Origin of the sequence: Chitinophaga sp. sic0106 (assembly GCF_019219075.1) — a bacterium.
Lineage (GTDB): Bacteria > Bacteroidota > Bacteroidia > Chitinophagales > Chitinophagaceae > Chitinophaga.
In genome coordinates this window covers 245024-266384 of sequence record NZ_JAHUWJ010000006.1, presented here as the reverse complement: position 1 = coordinate 266384, position 21361 = coordinate 245024, and the positions used below count along the sequence as shown (strand labels likewise).

Sequence of the window (21361 nt, the reverse complement as noted above, 5' to 3'; positions counted from 1 at the left end):
GTCGCCATTGGTGAGGTTGTTGATACCGAATGCTTTCCTGGCACCACCGATCGTCACCAGTTCCACTGTTTTTTCTTCCCCTGGTTCGAAGCGCACGGCGGTACCTGCGGCGATATTGAGTCGCATACCGAATGCTTTTTCACGATCGAAGCACATTTTGCGGTTCACCTCAAAAAAGTGGCAGTGGGAGCCGATTTGCACGGGTCGGTCGGCGGTGTTCACCACTTTTATTTTTACGGTGCTGCGGCCTTCATTACAGGTGATATTGCCTGCCGGGATGAAATATTCTCCGGGAATCATGTTTGGTTAGTTTAGAAATTATCGGATTGGGTTGTGAACCGTAACCAGTTTGGTACCATCAGGGAAGGTGGCTTCTACCTGTACGTCGTGAATCATTTCCGGAATGCCTTCCATGACATCTTCACGGGTGAGGATGGTAGCGCCCCATTGCATGAGGTCGGCCACGGAGCGGCCGTCGCGTGCAGCTTCCAGGAGATGGCTGCTGATATAGGCGATGGCTTCCGGGTAATTTAGTTTAAGGCCCCTTGCTTTGCGCTTGGCAGCCAGCTCTCCGGCCAGATGAAGCAACAGCTTCTCTGTTTCTCTGGGAGTCAGATGCATATGAGTAAGATTTTATGAAATGGCAATAGGAGATCCATTCGGAAGTCGTATAACGCTAACGAATATACAATTCCGGACCTATAATGTGTACATATGGCGCAAAGCCTTCTTAAGCCGACTTACGCGTGGATCAATACACTGCTGCAAGGTATTGCAGCCTAAGATGCAGGATGGTTAAGCGCTGAAGGGGATCAGCAGCTGATGGAAGCGGATAAATTTGGGCACGGCCGGGATGGGCATCTGCTGATGCACAAATCCTGCATAAGTAACCGGTGCAGGCTCCTGTGTTTGAATGAGGGAAAAGTAATAAACTGCGAGGTTGTTGATGGCGAGCCGCGGTAAACGCTGTGCTAAACTGTTTACATCTTCATCGTTGTCGGTATCGTTTACATACAGCAACTGTTCGAAGTGCATGAGATCAACGGTGGTGCAAAGATTGTAAGCATCAGCACTTTGCAAAGATACTTCCGTACGGCTGGCGTGACCGCTGAGCAGCGGCCCTTTATTTTTTCCTGTGAAGGAGAATCCAACCAGGACTAGCAAAAATAATATGTATCTGTAAAACAGTTGCATCTTTCGAACCGCAAATTACAACGAAATAAAAAAGAAGGATAGCACAAATCATGACTATTCTAGCCAAAATCCGGTAATTTTGCTGTTATGAGGTCGTCGGTAAAAATATTTTCGAATTTTGAGTACAAGCGGCAGTTTTTACCTGGTATATCCCGGCAGGTGCTGCTGAATGATGCGCAGCTGCAGGTATATCGTATAGAGCAATACCTCCGTGATATTGTGATTCCGGTACTTCCCTACCGCACTTCTTTCAACTTCCTCATTTTTGTTACCAAAGGCCATATCGTACAGCAGCTGGAAACGGACAGTCACCGGCTGGCGGCCAACTCCCTGCTGCTGATCCGCCAGGGCGCCATCACGGCCACGCTGGAGATTTCTAAGGACGCCGCAGGCTTTTTCGTAGTATTTGAAAATGAGGTGGTAGAGAACCTGGCCCTGCACGGGCAGTTGTTCAATTTTTTCTTTGTATCTCCCTTTGTACAAGTGCCGCCGCAGGCGGTAAAATGGCTGAGTAGTCTCATTATACTACTGGAGGAAGAACTGGCCTTGAAAAACTCCTCCCTGGATGTAGCCATAGGGCTTTTCCGGCCTATGCTGCAAAAGATCATGGTGGCCGCCGGCGAGCAACGCCCCAAACGCAGTCGTACACTTGAGCTGGCGCTGCATTTCCGGGAGCTGGTACAGCAGCATCACCTGCAGCAAAAGCAGGTAGCTTTTTATGCAGCTGAGTTGAATATCTCCGAAAATTATTTGAATAAAACCGTGAAACAGGCTACCGGCAAGCCTCCAAAGCAGTGGATTAATGAGGTGAATATTTTACACAGCCAGATATTGCTGCTGGATAGCAGCCGGGATATATCCAGTGTAGCGTTTGAGTTGAATTTTCAGTCGCCCAATTATTTTGCGCGGCTGTTTAAGCAGGTGACAGGCGAAACGCCGACGCAGTACCGGAACCGAGCGGCGGTGATTTAATTTTTTTTTCCGAAAAGATGTAATGTGTGTGAGGCGGCTTCGGCGCCGGGAGAGCGATCTTTTTTGCACGCAAAGCAGCAAAGCAGGTAAGCAGCTAAGGCTTGTGTTGTATTGCTTATGTTGTATTGCCTGTGTTGTGTTGTCTTGCTTCTATTGCCTGTGTTGTATTGGTTGTGTTGTATTGCCTGTGCCAACAGAGGAGCAAGGTAAAATTCGGTTGTCTCAATTAATCAAACTCATTGGAACAAAATGCAGGCCTTTGCTGCTTATGCCCCTTATGCTGCTTTGCGTGAAAAAAAGTTCGCTCCTGGGGCCTGCGGCCCCAGGAGCGAGTTTACGATCCTTACGCTTCTTTGCGAGAAAAAAGATTGCCAGCCGCCTTCGGCTACAAACAATTAAACAATTGTCACCTTCACCCCTGCATCTTCCAGCTGTTTCACGATATGTGCTGCTATACCTTTATCCGTAATAATCTCGTCCACATCTTCCACCCCGCAAATCCTACCGAAACCCCGCTTGCCAAACTTGCTCGAATCAGCCAGTACAATCGTTTTTTGTGCAGTGGCAATCATCTTTTGGTTCAGATGTGCTTCCATGATATGGGTCGTGGTAAATCCAAATTCGAGGTCTATACCGTCTACCCCTAAAAATAACTTACTACAGGAGAAATCAGCCAGTACCCGCTCCGCATAAGGCCCGGTAACGGAAGTAGAGCTATTGCGCAGGCTACCGCCCAGCTGGATCACCTCTATGTTCGTATGCCGTAAAAGCTCTAAAGAGACGTTTAACGCCCCTGTAATCACCGTTAGCTGCCCTTTGGGCTGAATATGCCTGGCCAGCGCCTGTACGGTGGTGCCGGATGCGATGATGATGGCATCGTCTCTGTTAATCAGATTAGCGGCCGCTATACCGATGGCACTCTTCTCCTCCATGCGGATATGCTCCTTTTCATTTACCGGCTTATCATTCGTATAGGGATTAGCGGTGGTGGCACCGCCATGGGTGCGATATAATAAAGATTTATCTTCCAGCAGTTTCAGATCCTTTCGGATGGTAACAGCCGAAACATCCAGTTCACGACAGAGGTCGACCACCGAAACGGCGCTCTTTTCCTGTAGTTTATCCAATATATATTTATGGCGTTCCGCAATGTTTATCATAGACATAACGTAAAATTAACCTTTTGAATACTTCCTTTACCAAATATCTAATTATTTTCTTTTTTTTCATTTAATTGTTTATTTTGGTTTCGTTATGTTTCGTTTTATCTTGCAAACGAAAACGAAATATCTCAAACAAAACAAAAGAAAAGGATTTCACTCATGAAGCGGTCAGAAGCCTTACAGCAGGTCAGCAATCACTCCCGGCAAACCTGGGACATCCTCATCATTGGCGGTGGCGCCACCGGCCTGGGAATAGCCATGGATGCCGCCACTCGCGGCTATAAAACCCTGCTGCTGGAGCAGGCCGACTTTGCCAAAGGCACTTCCAGCCGCAGTACCAAACTGGTACACGGAGGGGTGCGATACCTCGCCCAGGGCGATATCGCCCTGGTTCGTGAAGCGCTGTATGAAAGAGGGCTTTTGCTGGCCAACGCCCCCCACCTGGCACATAACCAACAATTCATCATCCCCCACTACAGCTGGTGGCAGGGGCCTTTTTATACCATCGGACTTAAAATTTACGATCTGCTCTCCGGCAAACTGAGCCTGGGAAAATCACATCATATCGGTAAAAATGCCGTTACCAGCCGGCTGCCTAATATCAAGGCGCAGGGCCTTAAAGGCGGCATTGTGTACCACGACGGGCAGTTTGACGATGCCCGCCTTGCCGTAAACGTAGCCCAAACAGCGGCCGCCCACGGCGCCGTACTGCTCAACTACTGCAAAGTAACCGGCCTGAAAAAAACGAACGGACAAATCAGCGGCGCCCTCGCAAATGATACCGACACCGGTCAGCAGCTGGACATCAACGCCAAAGTAGTGATCAACGCCACCGGCGTATTTGTGGACGAAGTGCTGCAAATGGATAATCCCGGAGCACCTAATATGGTAAGACCCAGCCAGGGCGTACACCTGGTACTCGACAAGGAGTTCCTCAACAGCGACACCGCCATCATGATCCCTAAAACCTCCGACGGCCGCGTGCTCTTTGCCGTTCCATGGCATGAGAAAGTGCTGCTCGGCACTACCGACACCCCGCTGAATGAACACAGCCTGGAGCCGGTAGCCCTCGAACAGGAAATCGAATTCATATTAAATACCGCCGCCCAGTACCTAACGCGCATCCCTACACGTAAAGATGTGAAAAGCGTATTCGCAGGCTTACGCCCACTGGCAGCACCACAAAAAAATACCGGCAGCACCAAGGAAATTTCACGTAGCCACAAGCTCATGGTGGCTGATTCCGGCCTGATCACCATCACCGGTGGTAAATGGACCACCTTCCGCCGCATGGCCGAAGACACCGTAAACCTGGCCATCAGCAAAGGAGGACTCACCCCCGTCGCTTGTCGCACCAAAGACCTCCGCATCACCGGCTACCAGCTCCGCCCTACCGACGGCGCACCGTTAGATGTATATGGCAGCGAAGCTGCCAGTATAAAATCATATATTGTACGGCATCCGGAAATGGCAGCGCAATTGCATCCTGCCTTTCCATACATCAAAGCGCAGGTAGCCTGGGCCACCGAAAACGAAATGGCCCATACCGTTGAGGACGTCCTCGCACGCCGCCTCCGGGCTCTTTTCCTGGATGCAGCAGCAGCCATCGCCATGGCGCCCGAAGTAGCCGCCATCATGGCCGGTATCAACGGAAAAGGAAAGGAATGGGAACAGGCACAGGTAGCGGAGTTTACCGCCATGGCCCAACACTATCTCCTTTCACCACAAAAACAACAACAGCCTTTGCCAATAACAGTATAAATAGTAAACTCGCAGTTTGCTTAACTGTGTAAAACCTTCAATCCACGAAAAAACGAAAAACATGAACAGGTACATAATGGCGCTGGACCAGGGCACCACCAGCTCAAGAGCTATCCTATTCGATAAAAGCGGCAGCATAAAATCTGTGGCACAGAAAGAATTTACCCAGATATTCCCGCAACCGGGATGGGTAGAACATGATCCGATGGAAATCTGGAGCAGCCAGATAGGCGTGGCCACTGAAGCCATTGCCAAAGCAGGCCTCGAAGGCACCAACGTGGCCGCCATCGGTATCACCAACCAACGCGAAACCACCGTAGTATGGAACCGCAAAACAGGTAAGCCGGTATATAACGCCATCGTATGGCAGGACCGCCGCACAGCTGCCTACTGCGACAGCCTCAAAGCAGCAGGAAAAGAACCGCTGATCCGTGAAAAAACAGGCCTCGTCATCGACGCTTACTTTTCCGGCACCAAAATAAAATGGATACTCGACAACGTAGCCGGCGCCCGCGAACTGGCCGCTAAAGGAGAACTCGCCTTTGGCACCATCGACAGCTGGCTGATATGGAACCTTACCCACGGAGCTGTTCATGCAACGGATATCACCAACGCCTCCCGTACCATGCTGTTCAATATACACACCCAGCAATGGGACGAAGAGCTGCTGGCATTACTGGATATCCCCGCTTCAATATTACCGGAAGTTAAGGAGTCCAGCGAAGTATACGGCCATACCGCCCCCGGCGTATTCGCCGTTGAAATACCCATTGCAGGTATCGCCGGCGATCAGCAGTCCGCCCTGTTCGGACAAATGTGTACCGCACCCGGCATGGTAAAAAACACCTACGGCACCGGATGTTTCATGCTCATGAACATCGGAGAAAAACCAATACTCAGCAACAATAACCTGCTGACTACTGTTGCATGGAAGGTCAACGGCCAGGTGAATTATGCACTGGAAGGCAGCATATTCATTGCAGGCGCTATTGTACAGTGGCTCCGCGACGGGCTGGGCATCATCCGTGCTTCCTCGGAAGTAGAAGCACTTGCAGCCAGCGTACCACAGAACGATGGCGTATACCTGGTACCGGCATTTGCAGGCCTCGGCGCACCACACTGGGACCAGCACGCACGCGGCACACTGGTAGGTATGACCAGGGGAACCAACTCCGGACATATTGCACGTGCAGCTTTGGAAAGCATTGCCTACCAAACCATGGACGTATTAAAAGCAATGGAGGCAGATGCCAACATCAGCATAAAAGAACTGCGGGTAGACGGTGGCGCCACAGCCAATAACTTATTGATGCAGTTCCAGGCCGACATCCTGCAATCGCAGGTAGTAAGGCCTGGTATAACGGAAACCACTGCGCTTGGCGCCGCCTACCTTGCAGGTTTAGCCACCGGCTACTGGCAGGATCTGGAAGAGATCCGCAGCCAGTGGAACATGGAAAAATGCTTTACGCCAAACGGTGATGCCACCCAGCGTGAAAACTGGATTGCCGGCTGGAACAAAGCAGTAACCACCGCTAAAACATGGGCACAACTGTAAATATTTAAAACCTCGTTATGACACCCTTTATTGCAGAATTTCTGGGCACCGCCCTGCTAATACTCCTTGGTAATGGCGTAGTAGCCAATGTGGTACTTAACAAAACCAAAGGCAACGGTGGCGGATGGATCGTGATCACCACCGGATGGGCACTGGCTGTATTCACCGGCGTAGTAGTGGCAGGTCCGGTAAGCGGCGCTCACCTCAACCCTGCCGTTACAATCGGCCTGGCCATTGCAGGCAAGTTCGCCTGGGCACAGGCGCCCTCCTTTATCGCCGCACAAATGCTGGGCGCAATGGCGGGTACCAGCCTGGTATGGCTCAACTACAAAGATCACTACGACAACACACCCGACACAGGCCTGCAGCGCGCCACCTTTTGCACGGAACCGGCTATACGCAATACTGCGCTGAACCTGATATGTGAAATCACCGGTACCTTTGTCCTGATTTTCGCGGTATTTTATTTTGCAGGCGGAGAACTCGGCGACAACAAAGAACCGATCGGCATGGGCTCTTTAGGCGCTATACCAGTGGCTTTCGTGGTATGGGTAATCGGCCTTTCCCTGGGAGGCACTACCGGTTATGCTATTAATCCGGCGAGAGATCTGGGCCCGCGTATTATGCACCAGCTGTTACCTATTAAAGGTAAAGGCGGCAGTGATTGGGGATATGCATGGGTACCGGTACTCGGTCCGGTGATTGGCGCATCACTGGCGGCTGCACTTTACCTTGCTTTACAACCATAAAAAATCAAATGATGACGTGGAGAATCGCCTCCATCAGGTACCCGAATTTATTCGGGCCGACCCATACTTTTTGCACAACCTATGCAGGGCCTTTGGCCCTGCATCTTCGAACTAAATAAAAACACTACCATGCATAAAAAAACAACCTTTGCCATCAGCGCATTGGCACTTGCCACTGCTGCTATCTCAGCATTCACCATCATTCCCGCTAAGAAAGGCAACGATCCGAAAGTATTTAAAGTAGGCCACCGCGGCACCCGCGGCCTCATGCCGGAAAACACCATTCCCGCTATGTACAAGGGACTGGAAACCGGCGCCAACACCATCGAGTTCGATATCCATATCACCAAAGATGGCCAGGTAGTAGTATATCACGATGCGTCCTTTACCCCGAGCTATACCACCAAGCCCGACGGGTCTGACATCTCCCCGGAAGAAAGAAAAAAATATACTTTTTACCAGATGGATTATAAAGATATCCGTCCGTTCATCATCGGTGAAAAAGCATATCCGGCCTTCCCTGAGCAACAGCACATGCGCAGCTACGCGCCACTGCTGGGTGAAATGATCGACTCCGTGGAAGCCTATACGAAAAAACACCACCTCCCTCCTGCTTACTACCTGCTGGAAATCAAATCCAGCGAAAAAACCGATGGCACCGAACAACCGGCACCAGAAGAATACATCACCAAAATGATGGCAGTTAAGCAACTGGGCAAACTGGGCCACCGCCTGTATGTGCAGTCGTTCGACATGCGCCCGCTCCAGGTAATGCATCGCAGATATCCTAATATCAAGTTAGGATTCCTGACAGGCGATAAAAAAGTAACGTTCGAAGAGAACATGAAAGCTTTAGGATTCACGCCGTACTTCTACAATCCATACTTTGAAATGGTGACGCCTGAGCTGGTACAAAAATGCCATGCACAGAAAATGGTGATTGTTCCATGGACTGTTCAGGAAGCCGATAAAATGAAGGAACTCCGCAAAATGGGCGTGGACGGTATTATTACCGACTACCCTAATCATTTCGCGGCAGCCGGCCTGTAAGCGGATTTACCGTTCGCATAAAAAAAATTCGAATTCAAACCATTATTTGATAAGTTTGACGCTCGATTTTTATATACAGCCTTGTAAAATCAACAACAAAACAACATGACAGTATCCAAAAGAACGGTGAGCGCACTAGTACTGGGAGCAGTAGCAGTAATGCAAAGCTTCTCAGCAGTAGCGCAGGTGAATGCAAAACCAAAGCTGATTGTAGGGATTGTGGTAGATCAGATGAGATGGGATTACCTCTACCGATACTACGACCGCTATGAAGCGGGTGGCTTTAAACGCATGCTGGGAGAAGGTTTCTCCTGCGAAAACACCTACATAAGCCACCTTCCATCCTTTACTGCTGTAGGTCACAGCACCGTATACACCGGCTCTGTACCTGCCATCCACGGCATTACCGGTAACGACTGGACCGACCAGGTAACAGGCAGAAAATGGTATTGCACAGAAGATACCACCGTTGCTCCTGTTGGCAGCAACAGCGATGCTGGTAAAATGTCGCCACGCAACCTGCTGGCCTCCACCATCACCGACGAGCTGAAACTGGCTACCAACTTCCGCTCTAAAGTGGTAGGCGTATCCCTGAAAGACCGCGCCTCCATACTCCCTGCCGGACACACGCCTGATGGCGCCTTCTGGCTCGACGATGCCAACGCCAGCTTCATCACCAGCAACTACTACATGAACGATTTACCTGAATGGGTAAAAAAATTCAATGCACGCAAAGAACCGCAACAGCTGATGTCCAAACCATGGAACCCGCTGTACCCAATCGCGTCATACGTGCAAAGCACCGCTGACGATAACCGTTGGGAAGGTCCTTATAAAACAGAAACCGCTCCGGTATTCCCGCATAACCTTCCTGCGATCTACGCAAAGGATCCTGGCAGCCTGCGCTCTACGCCTTTCGGCAACACCCTTACCCTGGATTTTGCCAAAGCAGCAGTGGAAGGTTACAACCTGGGCAACAATACCGTTACGGATTTCCTGACCATCAACTGTGCCTCTACCGATTACGTAGGTCACCAGTTTGGTCCTAACTCCATCGAAGTAGAAGACACCTACCTGCGTCTGGATAAAGACCTGTCGGCCTTCTTCAGCTTCCTGGATAAAAAGGTAGGCAAAGGTAATTACCTCGTTTTCCTTACCGCCGACCACGGCGCAGCCCATGCCATTGAATTCATGAAGGAACATAACCTTCCTGCCGGTCTCGCGCAGGACAGGAAAACCATGCCTGAACTGAACACCCTCCTGCAGGAGAAATTTGGCGTGGAAGGACTGGTGAAATCTTTCCAGAACTATCATGTAAACTTTGACCTGAAAAAGGTAGCTGCTAATCCGAACCTCAACTTCGATGCTATTAAAAAAGTAACGGTCGACTTCCTGGTAAAACAACCAGGCATCCAGTTCGCTGTTGACATTGAAAACATCGGTAACAGCGCAGTTCCTGAGCCTATCAAATCCATGATCGCTAACGGCTATAACCCAAAACGCACTGGTCAGGTAATGATTATTCCTGAACCAGGATGGTTCGCCGGCAGCGCCAAAGGCACTACCCATGGTAACTGGAACCCTTACGACATCCACATTCCACTGGTGTTTATGGGCTGGCATATCAAAAACGGCCAAACCAACGACATTACGCATATGACAGACATTGCCGCTACACTGGCTGCTATGCTGCATATCCAGATGCCGAATGGTTGCGTAGGCAAGCCGGTAACGGCAATTACGCAAACAGCGAATGCAACTAAGTAAAGAATAATGATGAATAGAAAAGGGTCGTTTCACGTAGGTGAAACGACCCTTTTTGATTGGATGATTTTAGCGAATTTATTCCCGGGATGGAACCTTCGGTTCCATCCCGGTGGGCTGCCGCGCTGCGCGCGGCTGTTGCTACCTCAGGCAGATCAAACCACCCCGCCCATAAACGGATCTGTCACCGATTCCTTGCCCGTTTCCACTCTTCCGGCAAAGCGCTGAGCAAACTGATTAAACCCTTCCGCTCTCACGGTAAAGTCGTACCAGCCATGGCTTTTACCCAGTGGCAACACTACCTGTTCGGTAGCATTGGCCGCCAGTGTGCGACTAATTGATTTATTACCGTATGCATTATCTGCAATCGTAACAGTGCGTGGCTGGCCACTGTTATTCACCAGCTTCAACAGTGCATTACCGGTAGGTTTGGCAGTGATACCTGCGGTTTCATAGGCCGTTTGCACCTGAACACCCGGATCATTTTTATCTCCGTTGAACTGACGGAAGAAACCATTCGGCCCTTGCAGGTGCAGTTCATATTGTGCGCCATCAAAATCGTTAAGAGCCCATTTGTAATTCAGTGCATCTCCTGCTTTCACTGCAAACGACCAGTTGCGGCCTTTGTTGCCTTCATAAGCGCCGGTGGTATACACGGTAAATGGAGAACCCGCCGCAGCATTTCCAAAGAATTTATTACCAGCTTTCAGGTCGATGTAAAGCTGACCGGAAGCACTGTCTACACGTGCATCCGCATATAGCTCGTATGGCAGCGCACAGGAAGGACGTACACCCGGTTCCTGCAGGCGCAGGCCTTTTTCACTGATCTGTTTCACTGCGGCATCGTTGAGTTGTTGAAAACCGGCAGGTAAATCTTTAAACCTGGCGTTGTAAATATTCTCTACCATTTGCTGCTGTTCAAGGAAAGGCAGCTTCCTTGGCACGGTAGCGTCATATGGACTAAAGGCCGCGGTGAGGTCGCCACAAATGGTACGACGCCATGCGCTGATATTATCCATATGAATATTTTTCTTGTACTTATTATTTACAAATGTTTCCAGGAACTGTATCGTAGAAGTATGATCATAAATTTCTGAACATACTTTTCCTCCCCTGCTCCACGGACTGGCAATCACCATAGGCACCCTGAAACCAAGGCCTACAGCACCTCCGCGGGCACCTTTTTCCGGTACTCCCTGGCGAATTTCTGCTTCCAGACGTACATGTTCCAGTTCTGTTGCTATACCAGCCGAGGCTGCGCCGGTGCCTGGTTTCTTTTCATCGTGTATAGAATAGGGTACTACGTGGTCATAGTATCCATCGTTTTCATCATAGGTAAGAATGAAGATGGTTTTCTTCCATACTTCCTCGTTGTTGGTGAGGATGTCCAGCACTTCGGAAACATACCAGGCACCGTACCATGGCGCACTGGGGTGATCACTGAAATTCTGCGGACCAGCCAGCCAGGAAACAGTAGGCAGTTTACCTTCATTCACGTCTTTTCGGAACTGATGGAACAGATCGCCGGCAGGAACAGTTACTTCTCTTTTGGCGCCACCGTCTTTATATTTTAAAGTAGTAACATTTCTGTAGTCAGGATCACCGGCATTCACAACAAAGGCGCGGTCGTACAGCGCTTTTTGCTCGGGCGTGAGCTGTGCGTAAGATTCCTTGTTCCATTTTTTCAGCTCTGAAGCAGCGTTGTCAAGGGCTTCCAGCTTTTTGCCGAGAGCAACCTGATTTTTACGGGCTGCTTCCTCAGAGGATGGACTTGCTTCCTGCAATTTATTTATTTCACCTGGGAGGGTTTCTACCTGCGACACTAAACTCTCTATATATTTTTTAGAAAACTTCACGTTGTAGGCTGCAAAAAATTCGAGCAGGTTACAACCAAAATTTGCCAGCCATGCACGTTCCTCTCCTTTAAAACCGCCGCCACAGCTAATTTCATTCTGATAAAATTTCCAGTCCACCTTGTTTTCTGACAGCAGTTCAGGAAAAGTTTTCCATCCCAGCTTAGCGTAGCTGTAGTTATCATTGCGGATATGCGCTTTCATCTCGCCATTGTCTTCATGGGTAATTTTTCCTGTCCAGAAGAAAGAGCGGTTAGGCGTGGTGCTTGTCATCGCGGAACAGAAGTTCTGATCGCATACCGTGAAAGCATCTGCCATGGCGTAGTTGAAAGGAATGTCCTGGCGACTGAAATATCCCAGTGTAAGCGGCATGGCAGCATAATCCTTGTTACCGGATTTTTTTGCGAGCAGCCATTTATCATACTTACCTTCATTGTAAGCATCTACCTGACTGGCCCTGGAGTGAGGCAGGGAGCCCATCCAGGTCACCTTAGAACCTTTCATATCGAAGCGGAAAGGTGCAAATGTTTTGCCTTGTTCATCTGTCTGACACCATACCGGCTTACCATCCGGGAGGATGACGGCTCTTGGGTCATTAAATCCTCTCACCCCCTGCAGCGCACCAAAGCAGTGGTCGAAAGAACGGTTTTCCTGCATCAGGATTACGATATGTTCTGCATCCAGGAAAGTGCTGCCTGGCGCCGGGTTGATGGCCATAGCTTTTTGAATGGATGCAGGTAGTAATGTGGAGAGTCCGGCTGCACCGCTGAGTAACGCCGACTTCTTGAGGAAGTCTCTTCTCGAGTCCGTCATAGATTATGCTTGATTATTCCGATAAAATAGCAAAGTTATTTTTGTGCAGAGGTATTTTATGATGGATGGTCATACTTAATAATTTCTTAACTCATGCCGGTTTATCGGTGTTTATACACACACCGTTGGTGTGTGTATAAACACCGATGCGATTAAGGAGGCCGAAGGTCTCCTTAATCGCATCGGAATAAAAAAATAATACTATAGCTTAATCACCTTCACACTATTCACCTTACCGGTATTCCTGCTAATAATTCTTACAAACCAGGTACCTGCCGGCACTTTACTCAAATCCAGCCGCACCTGCTGCAATCCTTTACTACCGGGCGTATGCACCTGTCTTGCCACAGGAGCAGCACTGTTCAGTGCGGTTACTTCAATCAGGTAGAGGTCGCCGCTGTTACCATGGAATCGCAGTTGTGCATCTGCTGCACCTACCGGGTTCGGATATACGACAACTGCATCAGCACTGGCGTCAGTCGCTTCTGCCGGAGCTTTCATCATGGTAGTGTTACCACCTATAGCAGCCAGACTACCGGTACATGCACGCACAAACGCCCATGGTTTACCATCGCCGGTATTGATGTCGGGCTGATTATTAAGTGTCCACCATTTTGCCCTATATACGTTACCGTTATACACGGCGGAGTCGTTGGCCCAATATACCTGTGTGGCACTCCACAACGGAATACCGTTACAGTTGTTACCGGTACCACCATTAACGGTGATGTTGGCGGTTCCACTGGTAGTCACCGCGTTCTGATTATCGGTAGCTTTTGCGGTAAGCGCATAGGTGCCTGCTCCTACGTTATTCCAGGTGTAAGTATATGGCGCTATGCTATCCGTGTTCAACAAAGCAGTACCGTTATAAAACGCAACCCATTTGATGCTGCCATCACTGTCGGCAGCAGTAGCCGTAATAGTGACGGTGGCCGGCGCGGTGTAAGTGCTGTTGTTAGCAGGGGTTGTCAGGGAGACGGTAGGGAACACGTTGGTTGGATTCACCGTAACATGTACCGTATCGCTGATTTTAACTGCGCCCAGGTTATCAGTAGCGCGGGCACTGAGGGTGTAACCGCCAGCGGCTACGCCGGTCCAGCTGTAGCTATATGGTGCAGTAGTATCTGTGCCTAACAGGGTGGTGCCACGATAAAATGCTACTGACTTCACTACCCCATCACTGTCGGAGGCAGCAGCGGTGATGGTGATGCTCGCAGGGGCAGTGTATACGGCGTTATTCGCAGGTGCAGTAATATTTACTACCGGAGGTTTGTTAGCAGCACCTGTTACGGTAATATTTTTAACGGAAGATGTAGTACTTGCATTTTTATTATCCGTGGCGATAGCTTTCAGCGCATAGCTGCCGGCGGTCACCCCATTCCATACATAGGTGAACGGGGCACTGTTCACGGTTCCCAGCAAAGTACTGCCGTTATAGAAGGCCACGCTGCTTACTACACCGTCGCTGTCGGAAGCAGCAGCGGTGATGGTGATGTTCACCGGTCCTGCGAAGGTGGCGTTATTCGCAGGGGAAGAAATCGATACCGTAGGCGGTTTGTTTGGCAATGCACCGTTGGCAAATACTTCATTGATTTTATTTACCAGGGGGCTGGTGGTATTAGGGCAGTAGATCAGCTTTCCTTTGGAAACCGTGCTGCTGGTCATGTTGAGCATATCGCCAAACACCTGCCAGATGATAACGCCTGCCAGGTTATGGTCTTTGATATATTGTGCTTTTGCAGCGATGGAAACAGGGTTATCGTAGCTGAGGAAGTAGTTGCCTTTTGTTTTATAAGGTACTTGTGCGACGCTGTCCCAGTGGTCCGTCCAGCCGGTGGCTGTTTGCTGCAGTATGTAGCTGTAGGTGGGCGTACCATCGTACAGATCGCGGGCCCAGTTGGTATAGTCGGCGGCGGTTTGAATAGGCCCGTCCGGCTGTACGGTTTCCGCTCTTTTAACGGTAGGTGCATTCAGGGCGGCGGTACCATTGGTGATTACGCCACGGCCATAAAAAGGTGCCCCCAGATTTACTTTACTCATGTTTACGCCCAATGCCTGCAATGCAGTAGTGGTAGCATGCAGGGAGAAGTTGTTGTACTCTGCACCGGGATAATCATACAAAGGGGCATTATGGCCTGCTTTGTTGGACCAGCCACCGTTATAATCATAAGTCATCATATCGAAATAGTCCAGCGAGTTGTTGAGTCGCGGCCAGTCGAAGCCTGCCAGTTTGGAAGGGCTGGCAGAAAAGCAGGAGGTCATCAGCTTATTGGGTCCGATGGCGGCACGTACTTTCTCCATGAGTATGGCGAAGTTCGTATAGTCGGCGGCGCTATAGTTGACGATGTTCATACCGGGATCGTTGGGGTATTCCCAGTCGAAGTCCACCCCGTCAAAGCCCATAGCGATCAGCGTTTGGATACCGGCGATGAAGCGGTTGCGTTTTACTGAGTCGGCCGCCATTTCAGGATAGTGTTTGCACATGCTCCATCCGCCGATGGAGGCGAGTACTTTCACCCCTTTCTGGTGGGCCAGGTCGATGATACCTGGGGCACCACCGGCTTTGTGGATGGCGAGCGGGAAGCTGCCGGTTTTGCCGGTGTTGACGTTGGTCCATCCGCTGCCGCCGTTGCGGTAGCCCAGGCTGTAGGCGTTGCTGCCATCGCTGATATAGTACAGCACTTCCAGCTCTCCGTAGAGCAGGTACATATCCCAGCTGCTGTAGATATCTTCATTTATCAATGGGGACGGTGCCTGTACGGCGCCTGCCTGATAAATGCTTTTGTTGCGGAAGTCGCCGCTATGCAGCGATCCATCCTGCGCTACGCCGAAGAAAGAGAAATTGAGAATGGTGTACTGGGAGTAGTCGACATTCAGGTGGTTGTAACCTCCAGCCGGTGTGATGCCGGAAACATTTTTCCAGGCGTCCCACTGGGTGATGTAACCGATCACCTGTTTATTGTGCTGGGCGGTGGTAGCCGGCACTGTTGGGTTTACCTGGGCTTTGGCCTGCCAGGCTAACAAGAGCAGTAAACAAAGGGATACGAGGCGTCCCCACACGCACGTGCGGATAGAATTGGTGGTCATACAGATAGTTTAGACTAATGGTGGTTAAATAATAAATAAGTACGGATGGCTATCTTTAAATGCCTGACGATAAATAGTGCCCGACCGGTAATGGTTATGTTCAGCTTTTGGTTAACGGGTTTGGTATACAGATTTGCACGGATACAGGGCGCACGATCGTAGTAGTCGGCCGATGTTGCGACAGGTACCATCCTAAAGAAAAATATTTCTGCGGCGATAATATTGCAGTTAGATTTTGAGATTTCGCACTAATTGTATTAATTGCACCACAATCTCAATTAGTTATCACTCCTGACTTACGCCACGCTCTAGGAAACCAGCATTTTTATTAACCAGATAATACTATGAAACACACCCTTCGAAGTAACCTTTTACCTGGCATCGTATGCCTGTTATTGTTATGTGGCGCTGCTGCCTGCAGCAAAAATGACGACCCCGTAACGCCTGCACCAGATTTGAATTCGCTGTATGCAAATTCCATCAAAGACGCCATGACGGCCGACAGTTCGGAGATTATAGACACGCTGTGGTCTATAACGCCTACGAATACACGCCTGCAATGGAAAACCATCAATGGAAAGCAATATGTGCTGATGGCCACGTTTATGCGCTTCCCTGCCAGCTATCCGCAGGGAGATAGCATTACTACCACCTGGGATGTAGCATGGCTGTTTGCACCCGGTCAGCTGAAAGCTAAGCTGGGCAGTATGAGCGCCGGCACGGATACTATCCAGCGGCTTTGCCAGTTATTGGGACTACCCCCGGTAAATGCACGGACCAACACCCATATTGCGCAGATGTGGGTGCAGCCTTCGCAGCTTTACAGGCCTGCAGGCAATCCTGACATTACCTCCACTACAACAGGTGCAGTGCTGCTTCCGACAGTCGGCAATGATTACCTCACCTGGTTTAATGGTTACATCCTGTATGCGTACTTCCACACACTCACATCCGCCACGGATTTCCATTATCCATGGACCCGCCTGGGGTACACATATGACTGGGCGCCTGGCGCAAAGGAAGTGGGCTTGAGTGAATTTGTGATGAAACAAAACAGCGGTGCCTGGGTTGAAAAAACTACCACTGCGCAGGATTTCTTTAAGCAGTAAGCTGCATTAAAAAAGGTTCTGTTGCCTGGTGCAACAGAACCTTCAATGGATTGGGGCAGCAAAATAAGATGAACGGATTAGATGCATGCTTATGGGGCACACCGGATGAAATTCAAAGGGTCTTCATAAGGGCAACTTGTTAATTACTTGTACTTAATTCCTGCTGCAATATTAATCCTTTGACATTCAACCCACTGTATCATATCGGGAAAATGATTTTCAAATTCGGGAATTGTTATTCATCCCAATTAACTACTTCATATGACTGCTGCCCATTGTTGTTGATGGGCTGATAGTAGGTGCCGTTATACACTACATATTTCTGACCACTATATTCCACTTCCTGTGCACCTGAAGGCACATTGGTGATAATAGCTCCTACCGGTGGATTTACTACTGTATAGGAAGACCCTCCTCTTGTATAAAAGGCCCCGCCATAATAGTAGTAAGGTGATCCCGAAACATTCACGGTAGTATAGCCGCTGGGCAAGGTGGTTACTACTGCTCCCACCGGTGCTGGTACTGCGGTATAGCCGGCAGAGGACTGTGTATAATATACACCCTGGTCATAGTGATACTTGGCGTTATTAACCGATACTACGATAGCCGTGGCTGTCAGGGTAGCAAGGAAGAAACCTACCGGATGCCACGCTGGTCCCCAGCCTACATATGGGCGGTACGGATGGTAATAGTAATGATAACGGCCGGGGTATACCCTGCGCGGAGGCACCACCACATTTACGTTGCGGTGTACATTTACGTTGTTGCGGTTCACATTCACATTATTTACGTGGCGGTTGTCAACATGTACATTACGATTGTGAATGTTATTATTACTCAGATTGTGCTGATTGTTGATGGTGCGATTTCCGCTGTTAACGGCGCGATTCCTGTCGTTGTTGATATTACGGTTGGGGGCGTTATGTTGCTGAGCAGGTTGACGGCGCTGCGGATTATTCTGGCGTGCAGGCTGACGGGCAGGCGCAGCTTGTCGCCGTTGGGCCGGCGCATGGCCTCCACCCCTTCCGCCGCCGCGATGTTGTGAAATAGCGTCCTCAGCGATGAGTAAAAACGTGGCCAGGCATACGCAACGTAGACTTGTTCCAAAAAGCAGATTCATATTTGTGCTTTTGAAGTGAGTAAATAGTTTATGCTCAGGAAAAAATGCTGTATCAGTTATTACAATTATCGCATGGAAATTGTTACAAATAGTAAAGCTGAAATTGATATTTATGAGTGATATAGCCCGTCGTTTTCCCGAAAATCCGCTGTTGATGCCTACCGACCTCACTCCCAGCAAAGAAGGTGTAAAGGTGGCCTGCCTGCTCAATCCTGGGGTATTCAGCTACGACCGTAAGACCTGGCTGCTGGTACGGGTGGCGGAGCGGCCGGAGCAATCGGATGTATACCTCTCTTTTCCGGTGCTAAACGCTGATGGGAGCATGACCATCCGGCAGATCAGGCTCGATGATCCGGACCTGATAGCCACCGATGCCCGGGTAATCAACTACCAGGGAGCTGATTTCCTCACCACCCTTTCCCATTTACGTTTTTTTTCCAGTGAAGATGGTATACATTTCAGGGAAGCCCCCGCGTACCCGCCGATATTCGGCAAGGGCACCCTGGAGGCCTTTGGGGTGGAGGACTGCCGGGTGAGCAAGCTGGGTGACTGCTATTATCTCACCTATACGGCTGTTTCAGAAAACGGCGTGGGAGTTGGCCTGAAAACCACGCAGAACTTCCAGGAATTTCAGAGCCACGGCATGATCATCCCCCCTCATAATAAAGACTGCGCCCTGTTTGAGGAACTGATACATGGTATGTACTATGCCTTTCACCGGCCCAGCAGTGTAGCCCTGGGTGGCAATTACATCTGGCTGGCTTCCTCTCCCGACGGACTGCACTGGGGCGATCATCGCTGCCTGCTGAAGTCCAGGCCCGGCAAATGGGACAGCGCCCGCGTAGGTGCAGGCGCAGCACCCATCCGGACCGACAAGGGCTGGCTGATGATTTACCACGGGGCCAACACCGCACACCGGTATTGCCTGGGTGCAGCCCTGCTGGATATACATCAACCCTCCAAAGTGCTGGCGCGCACAGAGGAGCCCATTATGGAACCGCTGGAGCCTTATGAGCTCACTGGTTTCTTCGGGCATGTGGTATTTACGAATGGGCACCTGGTAAACGGTGATGAGCTCACGATTTATTATGGTGCCGCTGATGAATACGTGTGCGGCGCTAATTTTTCTATCCGGGAGATATTAGGGTTATTGGGTTAATAGCTGCTACCCGAAAGGGCCCACAAAAACAAAACAGCCTATTGACAGTTCTTCGTATTTGTACTATTTTAGCCAGATAATTATTATCCTGACTCAATCTATGATTAAGAAGAAAATACTCCTCGCTGACGACGATCAGGACGACAGGGCATTTATAAAGGAGATGCTGGAGGTTATAGATAGCGATGTTAGCATTGATTGTGTTCAAAACGGCAAACAGGTGTTGGATTATCTAACGGCCTGTAGCACTAAAGACCTACCCTGCGTGATCATGCTGGATTATAAAATGCCTATGATGACAGCCGGCGAGGTGCTGGAAAAAATGCAGCAACTAGGGCTGTATAGTAATATTCCTAAAGTGGTATGGAGTACTTCTGAGGAAAAGATGCATATCAACCGATGCATGGCAGCAGGTGCGGTCAGATATTTTGTGAAGCCGGTTAACATAGCCGGATTGGAGGATATTGCCAGTGAAGTACTGGCGTTATGCTATGCCTACGCTGGCAGATAAATATTGAACACTGCGCCTTCGCCCGGCTGGCTGGTGGCCTGGATCGTGCCTCTGTGATTTTCCACGATTTTACGGCAGATGGCCAATCCTATACCTGTACCCGGATACTCATCCCTGGTATGCAGGCGTTCGAACATTTCGAAAATTTTCATGGCATAATGCTGGTCAAAGCCAATTCCATTATCCGCCACCGTTAGTAACAGTATGTTTTCCTGGCGGCCGGTGGATGGGTTGAGAATGGACTCGACTCCTGCAGTGACCACAATTTCCGGCGGTACTCCCTTGCGGTGGTATTTCAGCGAGTTACCGATGAGGTTTTCCAATAGCTGGCGTACCTGAAAAGGAATCCCGTACATGCCTGGCAGATTGGTAGCTATAATTTTACCACCTGTATCCTCCAATGTTTCCGCAAAAAAAGTGGTTAGTTCTTCCACTACATCCTGTAGATTCACGTTTTCAAATGCAATAGACTGCTCAGATACTTTTGTAAAAGAGAGCATATCATCAATAAGGCCCTGCATACGTTTGGCGGCATCCGCAGCACGTAGCAGGTAATCCTTCTGTCGCGCGCTGAGCAACAGCTCCTCTGCTTCCAGCACCATGCTGTTATACAACTGAATTTTGCGCAGTGGCTCCTTCATATCATGGGCGGCCGCAAAGGCAAACTTCTGCAGTTCCTTATTCTGCGATTCCAGCTGCTGGGTATATTTAAGTATTTGTTGCTCTGCTAATTTTCTTTCGGTGAGGTCGCGGGTAACTTTGGAGAAACCGATAATGCTCCCGTCGTTATCATGCATGGCGGTGATAACCACGCTTCCCCAGAAGCTGCTTCCATCTTTTCGCACACGCCAGCCCTCATGAATGGCTTTTCCCTCTGCGGCTGCCTGCCCAATCAGTTTTTCAGGGAGGCCGCGCTGTTGATCCTCTTTCGGGTAGAAGATACTGAAATGTTTCCCGATGATCTCTTCCTCCGTATAGCCTTTAATTTTCTGTGCACCCTTATTCCAGTTCTGGATAATACCATTTACGTCCAACATAATGATGGCATAGTCTTCCACTTCATCAATCATTTTCTGATAACGGCGCTCTGTGGACTTTACGTCAGGCTGGTTGGCATTTTCATTCACCTGTGCCACGGGTTCGGAAAACTCAGGAGATGGTGGTGTGATATTTTCTATTGGGGACATTGTTGCTATTTTCTCCTTTGATCTGTCTGATTCCATGTATGAACAGTTTTTTCAACACACTACATATACAACTGTCAGGGTAACAACAATTATACCTGACAACATCTATTATTTTAATCACTGGTTATCAATAAATTACATTCACATTTACCACTATACGAATTTTTATCGGGGAGAATTAAAGTACAGAGTGTCCAATATCATACACACTTACTTAAGTCCCGCGGCTGAGTTGTGGCAAATGGCACCTGCCCGCATGGAACTTTTAATGGCGCAGCTGAGTACTGGCGCCTATTGTATTTTAAATAGCCGGT

General features: G+C 49.5%; 16 protein-coding genes and 1 pseudogene. 9 read left to right on the top strand and 8 right to left on the bottom strand.

Going from position 1 to position 21361, the window contains the following annotated elements; translation table 11 throughout:
- The 3 genes and pseudogenes from ureB to KW844_RS11565 all read right to left on the bottom strand — a co-directional run.
- Nucleotides 1–300, bottom strand: a pseudogene (gene ureB, locus KW844_RS11575) (urease subunit beta); the annotation flags it as partial.
- 18 nt (nucleotides 301–318) lie between these two features.
- Nucleotides 319–621 carry an urease subunit gamma gene (ureA, locus tag KW844_RS11570; RefSeq protein WP_073085564.1) on the bottom strand — a complete coding sequence of 101 codons (303 nt, stop codon included), beginning with the start codon at nucleotides 619–621 and terminating at the stop codon, nucleotides 319–321.
- 174 nt (nucleotides 622–795) lie between these two features.
- Nucleotides 796–1164 carry a hypothetical protein gene (locus KW844_RS11565; protein ID WP_218376887.1) on the bottom strand — a complete coding sequence of 123 codons (369 nt, stop codon included), beginning with the start codon at nucleotides 1162–1164 and terminating at the stop codon, nucleotides 796–798.
- 117 nt (nucleotides 1165–1281) lie between these two features.
- On the opposite strand from KW844_RS11565, the gene KW844_RS11560 reads away from it, so the two are divergent.
- A complete protein-coding gene (locus KW844_RS11560) occupies nucleotides 1282–2166 on the top strand; it encodes an AraC family transcriptional regulator (protein WP_218376886.1) in 885 nt (294 codons plus the stop codon).
- Between the two features lie 395 nt (nucleotides 2167–2561).
- On the opposite strand, the gene KW844_RS11555 is transcribed toward KW844_RS11560, so the two are convergent.
- Nucleotides 2562–3332, bottom strand: a complete 771-nt coding sequence (locus KW844_RS11555) for a DeoR/GlpR family DNA-binding transcription regulator (protein ID WP_370626491.1) — start codon at nucleotides 3330–3332, stop codon at nucleotides 2562–2564.
- Nucleotides 3333–3488: 156 nt separating this feature from the next.
- Here KW844_RS11555 and KW844_RS11550 point away from each other — a divergent pair, with 156 nt between their 5' ends.
- The 5 genes from KW844_RS11550 (at nucleotide 3489) to pafA (ending at nucleotide 10211) form a co-directional block, all read left to right on the top strand.
- Nucleotides 3489–5090, top strand: coding sequence for a glycerol-3-phosphate dehydrogenase/oxidase (locus KW844_RS11550; protein ID WP_218376885.1), 1602 nt, complete (start codon nucleotides 3489–3491; stop codon nucleotides 5088–5090).
- Nucleotides 5091–5151: 61 nt separating this feature from the next.
- Complete coding sequence (glpK, locus tag KW844_RS11545; protein WP_218376884.1) at nucleotides 5152–6645, top strand: glycerol kinase GlpK; 1494 nt, start codon at nucleotides 5152–5154, stop codon at nucleotides 6643–6645.
- A 17-nt stretch (nucleotides 6646–6662) separates the two neighbouring features.
- On the top strand, nucleotides 6663–7394 hold the full coding sequence (locus KW844_RS11540) for an MIP/aquaporin family protein (RefSeq protein ID WP_218376883.1): 732 nt from the start codon (nucleotides 6663–6665) through the stop codon (nucleotides 7392–7394).
- 129 nt (nucleotides 7395–7523) lie between these two features.
- Entirely contained in the window at nucleotides 7524–8444 is a 921-nt protein-coding gene (locus KW844_RS11535; RefSeq protein ID WP_218376882.1) for a glycerophosphodiester phosphodiesterase family protein, read from the top strand.
- Nucleotides 8445–8549: 105 nt separating this feature from the next.
- Complete coding sequence (gene pafA / locus KW844_RS11530) at nucleotides 8550–10211, top strand: alkaline phosphatase PafA (protein ID WP_218376881.1); 1662 nt, start codon at nucleotides 8550–8552, stop codon at nucleotides 10209–10211.
- Between the two features lie 152 nt (nucleotides 10212–10363).
- On the opposite strand, the gene KW844_RS11525 is transcribed toward pafA, so the two are convergent.
- Nucleotides 10364–12874, bottom strand: coding sequence for a phosphocholine-specific phospholipase C (locus KW844_RS11525; protein WP_218376880.1), 2511 nt, complete (start codon nucleotides 12872–12874; stop codon nucleotides 10364–10366).
- 201 nt (nucleotides 12875–13075) lie between these two features.
- Nucleotides 13076–15961, bottom strand: coding sequence for a glycosyl hydrolase family 18 protein (locus KW844_RS11520; RefSeq protein ID WP_218376879.1), 2886 nt, complete (start codon nucleotides 15959–15961; stop codon nucleotides 13076–13078).
- A gap of 344 nt (nucleotides 15962–16305) precedes the next feature.
- On the opposite strand from KW844_RS11520, the gene KW844_RS11515 reads away from it, so the two are divergent.
- Nucleotides 16306–17070, top strand: coding sequence for a hypothetical protein (locus KW844_RS11515; RefSeq protein WP_218376878.1), 765 nt, complete (start codon nucleotides 16306–16308; stop codon nucleotides 17068–17070).
- A gap of 235 nt (nucleotides 17071–17305) precedes the next feature.
- On the opposite strand, the gene KW844_RS11510 is transcribed toward KW844_RS11515, so the two are convergent.
- Complete coding sequence (locus KW844_RS11510; protein WP_218376877.1) at nucleotides 17306–18190, bottom strand: DUF6515 family protein; 885 nt, start codon at nucleotides 18188–18190, stop codon at nucleotides 17306–17308.
- A 112-nt stretch (nucleotides 18191–18302) separates the two neighbouring features.
- Here KW844_RS11510 and KW844_RS11505 point away from each other — a divergent pair, with 112 nt between their 5' ends.
- A complete protein-coding gene (locus KW844_RS11505) occupies nucleotides 18303–19349 on the top strand; it encodes a glycoside hydrolase family 130 protein (RefSeq protein WP_218376876.1) in 1047 nt (348 codons plus the stop codon).
- 100 nt (nucleotides 19350–19449) lie between these two features.
- Nucleotides 19450–19860, top strand: a complete 411-nt coding sequence (locus tag KW844_RS11500; RefSeq protein ID WP_218376875.1) for a response regulator — start codon at nucleotides 19450–19452, stop codon at nucleotides 19858–19860.
- Here the strand turns inward: KW844_RS11500 and KW844_RS11495 are convergent.
- Entirely contained in the window at nucleotides 19845–21047 is a 1203-nt protein-coding gene (locus tag KW844_RS11495) for a PAS domain S-box protein (RefSeq protein ID WP_218376874.1), read from the bottom strand. The two genes, KW844_RS11500 and KW844_RS11495, sit on opposite strands and share 16 nt — an antisense overlap.
- Nucleotides 21048–21361 lie beyond the last annotated feature (314 nt).

What these genes read in the sequence shown, in the direction of transcription:
- ureA (WP_073085564.1), bottom strand. Translation starts at nt 621, where the DNA reads ATGCATCTGACTCCCAGAGAAACAGAGAAGCTGTTGCTTCATCTGGCC.
- KW844_RS11560 (WP_218376886.1), top strand. Translation starts at nt 1,282, where the DNA reads ATGAGGTCGTCGGTAAAAATATTTTCGAATTTTGAGTACAAGCGGCAG.
- KW844_RS11555 (WP_370626491.1), bottom strand. Translation starts at nt 3,332, where the DNA reads ATGTCTATGATAAACATTGCGGAACGCCATAAATATATATTGGATAAA.
- KW844_RS11550 (WP_218376885.1), top strand. Translation starts at nt 3,489, where the DNA reads ATGAAGCGGTCAGAAGCCTTACAGCAGGTCAGCAATCACTCCCGGCAA.
- glpK (WP_218376884.1), top strand. Translation starts at nt 5,152, where the DNA reads ATGAACAGGTACATAATGGCGCTGGACCAGGGCACCACCAGCTCAAGA.
- KW844_RS11540 (WP_218376883.1), top strand. Translation starts at nt 6,663, where the DNA reads ATGACACCCTTTATTGCAGAATTTCTGGGCACCGCCCTGCTAATACTC.
- KW844_RS11535 (WP_218376882.1), top strand. Translation starts at nt 7,524, where the DNA reads ATGCATAAAAAAACAACCTTTGCCATCAGCGCATTGGCACTTGCCACT.
- pafA (WP_218376881.1), top strand. Translation starts at nt 8,550, where the DNA reads ATGACAGTATCCAAAAGAACGGTGAGCGCACTAGTACTGGGAGCAGTA.
- KW844_RS11525 (WP_218376880.1), bottom strand. Translation starts at nt 12,874, where the DNA reads ATGACGGACTCGAGAAGAGACTTCCTCAAGAAGTCGGCGTTACTCAGC.
- KW844_RS11520 (WP_218376879.1), bottom strand. Translation starts at nt 15,961, where the DNA reads ATGACCACCAATTCTATCCGCACGTGCGTGTGGGGACGCCTCGTATCC.
- KW844_RS11515 (WP_218376878.1), top strand. Translation starts at nt 16,306, where the DNA reads ATGAAACACACCCTTCGAAGTAACCTTTTACCTGGCATCGTATGCCTG.
- KW844_RS11510 (WP_218376877.1), bottom strand. Translation starts at nt 18,190, where the DNA reads ATGAATCTGCTTTTTGGAACAAGTCTACGTTGCGTATGCCTGGCCACG.
- KW844_RS11505 (WP_218376876.1), top strand. Translation starts at nt 18,303, where the DNA reads ATGAGTGATATAGCCCGTCGTTTTCCCGAAAATCCGCTGTTGATGCCT.
- KW844_RS11500 (WP_218376875.1), top strand. Translation starts at nt 19,450, where the DNA reads ATGATTAAGAAGAAAATACTCCTCGCTGACGACGATCAGGACGACAGG.
- KW844_RS11495 (WP_218376874.1), bottom strand. Translation starts at nt 21,047, where the DNA reads ATGTCCCCAATAGAAAATATCACACCACCATCTCCTGAGTTTTCCGAA.